Raw genomic sequence first — 2677 nt, forward strand, 5'->3', positions numbered from 1 at the left:
TGACCGTTAAGCAGAGGTCTGTTCTTTTTCCGCAGAGCATCTATGCCTTTCATCATGCGGTCGCCGGCGTTGAAAAAGTACGCAATCTCTTTGTCGTTATTTGTCTTTACGTCATTGTTCATATTTACGTTGGATTTAGTGGTGAGATTGTTTATTGGTTATAAAGCGGAGGATTGTTCGAGCAGTTTTCCAACATCCTCCGGTTTATAGAACATCTTATACCCTATTTGCGTGTAGGGCAACATTCGGTTGCTACGATAGGTTTGCAGGGTACGCAAACTGATGTTCAGGATTTGTCAGACATCCTGATTGTCCAGCCACCTGCCCATACGCTTCTCGTCACACTCCCGACACAGGGCATCGACTTTGGCTGTCAGAATGCGGAAATGCTCCATCATGGCTTCATACGTTTTCCTCTCTATTGCTATTACTTCCATAATTCTTGTCCGTTTTAATTTTCACTTCCACACAAATGTAGCTACGAAAAGAGACTCCTGCCCCTGATTATCCATTATAGCGTACTTGTGGCTTCGATATGGATACCTTTGTCGAAGAATATTTGAAACTGAGGCGAAAAATCTTTATTCAGTACATATTTACCATACAATTCACCCTATTGTCCCTCCCGAACTTTGTGCCATAATCAAGTAAAATAGTCATGGATGTCATTACACTAGAAAGCAGAGCTTTTCAGGAACTGATAGGTAAGATAGAAAAGATTCTTCGGTATGTGGAGCAGGAGAAAAAGGCAAAGACGGAGTATGAAAACCGCCTTATCTCCAATGATGAGTTAGCCGAGATACTNAAGATAGAAAAGATTCTTCGGTATGTGGAGCAGGAGAAAAAGGCAAAGACGGAGTATGAAAACCGCCTTATCTCCAATGATGAGTTAGCCGAGATACTAGGTATCAGTAAACGTACCCTCCAGCGTATGCGCAGTGCAGACCGAATCAGCTACAAGATGATCTATGGGCGTTGCTACTACGACCTACATGACATTGAGGAGGCGATACGCAACAAGAGTTTGTATTGCAACCCTCAAAATCTGAAAGAGTTGCAGCATAACTTCGGACTTAAAAGCAGGAGGATAAAGGATGGAATTATTGGATAGAGAGACTTTCCTCGAGTGGATGGAACGTATTATGAAGCGTCTTGATGATTTGAAGCAGCCGACTCACGATATACCCCAACGTCCAATGATAGATGGAGAGCCATTGTTGGATAACCAAGAGGTATGTATGATGCTTCAAATCAGCAAGCGTACTCTGCAACGTTACCGTGCTTCCGGGACACTTCCTTTCCACATTATCTANTTGGAATCGGAAATTCTCTCTTTCATGAAAGCCCACTTTACCGAAAACCTAAAACGAAAAAGAACAAAGAAAAAACCTATGTGACTTTAGAGTGAGTAGATTGATTGTGCACAGTCGTTAAGCCCCCGTTTTGTCGTGATGACAAGGCGGGGGCTGCTGTTTGAGGTATTAATTAGAGAGAAATCATTTTATAGTTTAGGTCTGACAATAAACACTTTTCTTGCCAGAGACGACGGTAGTCTGTCCATTGCGGACTGTGTAGCGGAGCTACTCTGCCCGTTGCTTTCCAACGGTCTGTTGGATTGAGCCACAGAAGTATCGACAGAGGGAGCAATGACGGACGGCTCAATCGGACATGACTGTTCCATTTCCTTCGTCTCTCCTGCTTCATCTTGCATCATCTCCGTTCCCTCCTGTTGGCTTTCTTCCTCTTCAATCGGCTTTAGGGAAAGCTGTATTTTTCGGTCAAGTGTGGCAAGTTCCGTTTTGAGGTCTTTGAGCTGCTCTTCTTTCCTCCAAGAACCATTTACCACCTCCAGCAAAACAGGAATATCCTTGGCTATCTTTTCCGTGTCTGCCTGATATTTCTCAATCAAGCCGGGTATCTTCTCCAATGCATTCAGGAAATTCATACAGGCGAGTTGCGGGTCTGTCGCAATCTTGCCGTTGTTGTAACTGTACTTCATTCCGCTTTCTCCCATCACGAAGAATTTGTTCTGTGAAAGGTCAAACAGATCTTTGGATTCATTGATTTCTGTCAGTTTAGCTGCAATGCATTTCGGGTCTTTACTCTCTACTCCTTTGAGTGTTATCGGGTTGAGTATGTTGCCCTCGTTATCTTTCTGCACTCGGCTTTGGTATAAATCCCAATCGCTTCTGAAACGACCAATCAGTTCCCTATTGCTATCCACTGCTCGCATAACCTCTTCCAAACGACTTCGGGAGGATGATTTACTGCGGATGAAGGCCTGTCGCTCACTCTCCAAACCGGCTATTTTCTTTTCCAATTTCGCCTTTTCCAACAAGTCNGATTTACTGCGGATGAAGGCCTGTCGCTCACTCTCCAAACCGGCTATTTTCTTTTCCAATTTCGCCTTTTCCAACAAGTCGGTATTTCCTGAAAGAATAGCTACATACTCGGAAAAATTCATTCCCGACTTCTCGTCCATACTTCCCTCGTCGATGGTACGACTACCCATACGGTTGTTTTTCAGCTGTTCGATGAAAAGCTGCTTATTGTGTAACAGATTGAATTTGTAACTATCAAGCGACTTTTCCACCGCATAGATGATAACATCCACCTTATTGTCTGCATAGAGTTTGGCTACCTCGTTTCCCTTACGCACGGCTCGTCCATCCCTCTG

2 protein-coding genes and 3 pseudogenes are annotated in these 2677 nt (G+C 43.9%); 2 read left to right on the plus strand and 3 right to left on the minus strand.

Annotated elements, in window-relative coordinates; genetic code table 11:
• Together JT26_RS11125 and JT26_RS04015 are read right to left on the minus strand one after the other, a co-directional pair.
• Positions 1–122 (minus strand): annotated as a pseudogene (locus tag JT26_RS11125) (DNA-binding protein); the annotation flags it as partial.
• Positions 123–158: 36 nt separating this feature from the next.
• Positions 159–437: pseudogene (locus tag JT26_RS04015) on the minus strand (helix-turn-helix domain-containing protein).
• Positions 438–658: 221 nt separating this feature from the next.
• Here JT26_RS04015 and JT26_RS04020 point away from each other — a divergent pair.
• Positions 659–1111, plus strand: coding sequence for a helix-turn-helix domain-containing protein (locus JT26_RS04020; RefSeq protein WP_081966376.1), 453 nt, complete (start codon positions 659–661; stop codon positions 1109–1111).
• Complete coding sequence (locus JT26_RS04025) at positions 1095–1397, plus strand: helix-turn-helix domain-containing protein (RefSeq protein WP_036846609.1); 303 nt, start codon at positions 1095–1097, stop codon at positions 1395–1397. The genes JT26_RS04020 and JT26_RS04025 overlap by 17 nt, the downstream gene beginning before the upstream one ends.
• A gap of 104 nt (positions 1398–1501) precedes the next feature.
• Here JT26_RS04025 and JT26_RS04030 read toward each other — a convergent pair.
• Positions 1502–2677 (minus strand): annotated as a pseudogene (locus tag JT26_RS04030) (DNA methylase); the annotation flags it as partial.

Origin of the sequence: Porphyromonas sp. COT-108 OH1349 (assembly GCF_000768755.1) — a bacterium.
Lineage (GTDB): Bacteria > Bacteroidota > Bacteroidia > Bacteroidales > Porphyromonadaceae > Porphyromonas_A > Porphyromonas_A canoris.